The organism is Mesorhizobium sp. M1365, from assembly GCF_040317865.1.
In the GTDB taxonomy this organism is placed as follows: Bacteria; Pseudomonadota; Alphaproteobacteria; order Rhizobiales; family Rhizobiaceae; genus Mesorhizobium.
This window is the reverse complement of record NZ_JAMYLG010000093.1, coordinates 1-3,530: the sequence shown is the minus strand read 5'-3', so window position 1 is coordinate 3,530 and position 3,530 is coordinate 1. Positions and strand designations below refer to the sequence as shown.

Here is a 3,530-nt window from a genome sequence, read left to right as displayed (position 1 = left end):
CCGGCCGGTTTTTTTTTGGGGTCGTGGGTGCTCAAAAAATTACTGCCCACTAACCACCTGGGTTTTTATGCCCCCCGCCCGCCGGGGGTTCGGGGCCCGGCGGCGTCGATGAACACCTTTATTCGCGGAGCTTGGATAGCGGCATCGCTATCACGCTGAGAGCCTGTTATGCTGGTCCAGCGTTTGATCGCAGTCTTGATCCATGCGAGCAGCTTGTGAGGGATGCAACCGAACGAGGCGCTGCTCCCACAGTCGTCGCAGGCCCTCCATCACAGCGTCACGCTTAGCCTGATCCGGCGCAATTGTATTGAGGAGATCTCCCAACATGGCTTCTCCCTCAATCCGCATCAGCAGATTAAACAAGTCGTGTGAAATTCGCACACTGTCACTGCTGAAGTGGGTCGTTCTGATCTCGCAGTGAGTCTCCCGACGATCTGGCGCTTTGTAAGCGCGGGTTTGATGGAGGGACACATAGGGCGGCAACGAAACCGCAAGCGCAGTCCAATCCTGCAGCGTTGCAGCCCGCTTTTTTACCAGGAAGGGCCCGACCACAAGTCCATCCAGCTCTGTCGTCAGAAAGGTGGCAATCGCGTCTGCAACCGAATCCACGATCGGTTCGGCATTGTTGTTAAAGGAGGTATTGAGCAGAATTGGAGTGCCTGTGCGCTTCTTGAACGCATTGATAACCTCCCAGTACGCGGGATTGGCGTTGCGCGATACTGTTTGCAGGCGAGCGGTACCGTCGACGTGCGTGATGGCACCGAGCAAGGCGCGCTTTGAGTCACGCACGCGAACGACGAAATTCATGAATGGAAATTCGTGCCTACCGTCCGGGAGGTCGAAAAATTCGCTCGCATCCTCCTCCAGCACAGATGGCGCGAAGGGCCGATAGCCTTCGCGCTTCTTGACCATCGCATTGATCCGGTCCTTGTTTGCGGCGGGCCGAGGGTCGGCAAGAATGCTGCGGTTGCCCAGCGCACGTGGCCCAAACTCCGAACGACCCTGCACCCAGCCGATCACGGCGCCGTTGGCGATCCAGTCGGCTGCACTGCTTGCCACGTCATCAGAGCGTTCAACCTCGAGATGTCCGGCCCATGCATTCAGTTCCTGTTGCACGGCGCGCTCGCTCCCGAGATCAGGACCCCAATAGACCTCCTGCAGTCGCTCACACGGCGCGGGGCGGCCCATCTCGTTAGAGACTATCAGCGCAGCTCCCAATGCGCAGCCAGCGTCGTGAGACGCGGGTTGCACGAAGATGTCTTCGAAAAGCCCTGAATACAGCAGCTTACCGTTCATCGTGCAGTTGTGGGCCACCCCCCCCGCCAGGCACAACCGCTTCATGCCGGTGGCCTCACGGTGATGCCGGAGAATGTGGAACACGATCCGCTCAAGCGCTTCCTGCAGTGACGCACTCACATCTCGATGCTGCTGGGTGAAGGGCATTCCCTTTCGCCTGACCTCGATATTGCGGAGCAACGCCGGACCGATGCGGTCGAGGTGAACACAGTAGCCACCGCCGTTGGCGGAGAGCTCGTAGAACTGCTCGAAGAGCTCGCGATAGGGAGCGGGGTCGCCGTAGGGCGCGAGTCCCATTACCTTATACTCGTCGAACAAGCCGTAGCCGAGATAGCGGATCGTCTCGAGATAAAACAGCCCAAGAGAATTGTTCTCGGGAAAAGCCTCGAGTTGCGTAATTTCTGTGCCAGACCCTACCGCCACGAGGCCCGATAGGAAATCACCAGAGCCATCAATCGCTAGAATGAGACTTTGTTCGAAGCCCGACATTGCAAAGGCGCTCACGGCGTGCGCCTGATGATGACTTACGAATGAAATACGCGAACTGTCCAACTTAGTGCCGAACTCACGCGTTAACAGATCCTGCACCAACGTTTTAGCACCCAACGGAATGGAGAGAATGTCCGGGTGGGATGCGGACATACCTTCAAGCATGGCGTTGGCATAGGGCTCGCTGGCGTAGAGCGCGACACGATCAATGTCGTTGAGCTGAACCCCCGCCGCTGACAGACAGTATTGAATCGAACGAATTGGGAGCTTGTTGGAGTGTTTCATCCGATTGAGGCGTTCCTCTTCGACGGCTGCTATCACCCGTCCGTCTCGGACGAGCACCGCGGCGCCATCGTGCATAAAGGCGTTCCGAAGCTCGAATCGGTTTTCATGGACTTGGTCAAGTCCGCCGCTAATTCCTAGACACAGCATTTCTTTCTCCACATAGTGACGGGCAAGCCAAATTGGCCTGCCTCCGTTTCCAACTAAATAGGCCGCATTGTCGCTTGCAGCTGCAACCGCCTGTCAGGCATCACCGGCATCAAAGAACGCCTCATAAGGGGTCCGCCTGAATCAACATGAGATGCTTCGATCGTGGCGCCTGCCGTTCCATGACGCCGAGAGTTTGGCTGGATCCGAATCTTGAGCGGCTGCTGACTTGCATGCCGGCGATGCCGTTTTCATCTGCAGCACGAACGTGTGACGCGGAGTGCCTGTATCCTGCGAAGGGGCGGCTGTTGACGAATAATACCGCGCCGTGAACTGGCCCGATTTCATTCCCCGAAAGACCGTCGCACAGGCGAGTGACACGTGCTGCACTGTCCGCCTGCTTCCCGGTCGCACATCCGATAACGCCTTCGCTTGTGCAGGAGGCCGCATCGCGTCATGCGTCGGCCAAACATGGCACCGACTGGAAGCACGGCAATACCGCGTAGAGGTAAAGTGCGCTGATGTTGTATGGTAGCGCTGCCGGCCGGGTCTCCAATCCGCTGCCCAGACGAGCCGACCATCTGCCTGCGGCAATAAGCCTGTCACAAGCAGAAACGCGCTGGGCAGCTGGCTCCCTGCAAGACTTCGCAGCTCAGGAACATTGAGGGACGACTAGCGTCGAACCGCCGACATGGTCGGCCAGTTGCAACTCATTTCTCGGCACGACCTCCACTGCACGTCAGGGCGCATGGAAGATTTTCTCCTTTGGATGGGTGATCGGTGCGGGATGTGCTTCTGTCCATGCAAGATTTACGAAGAGTTATGAAATCGTTTGTTTCGATCAAAGTCATCCACGCTATGAATAGCTGCCGGACATGCGCTTGGAAGGGCTTCAGGCTTCCCGGATGGCTACTCCGATTTGAAGCGCGTGGCATTCCATGCGCTCTGTCACAACATTTTTCAGCAAAGGGGTATGAGAGCAAACCCACACTTCTTGTTCGAAAGTCGCTTCGCGCATTCGGGATGTGGTGCTGGGCGATTCACTGACGTTGCCCCCAGTTTCTATCCAGTTTTGAGTTCGTTTCCGGCGTGGGTTGTGCCCTGCTGGGCGGGTGAAGCGACGGGCGCTGGCGCGGAGCCTTTGGCATCGCGCAGCGCGAGCGACCGTCGCAGATTGAAGGTGGTGGCGAACTCGGCCGGTGTCTGCCAGGCGATTTGGGAATGCGGCCGGGCGGTGTTGTACAACACGACGAGAGAACGCCCACGGGACCGAGGAACGCAAGTTTCTTTATCCATGGCATCCCTGGGCCGGGCGT

At 57.9% G+C, this 3,530-nt stretch carries 1 protein-coding gene and 1 pseudogene; both read right to left on the bottom strand.

What is annotated here, in order from left to right; all coding sequences use genetic code 11:
- Positions 1 to 150: 150 nt before the first annotated feature.
- Positions 151 to 2,217: a carbamoyltransferase family protein gene (locus NKH04_RS32915; RefSeq protein ID WP_353045592.1), complete on the bottom strand. Its 2,067-nt coding sequence runs from the start codon at positions 2,215 to 2,217 to the stop codon at positions 151 to 153.
- A 1,059-nt stretch (positions 2,218 to 3,276) separates the two neighbouring features.
- Positions 3,277 to 3,530: pseudogene (locus NKH04_RS32910) on the bottom strand (hypothetical protein); the annotation flags it as partial.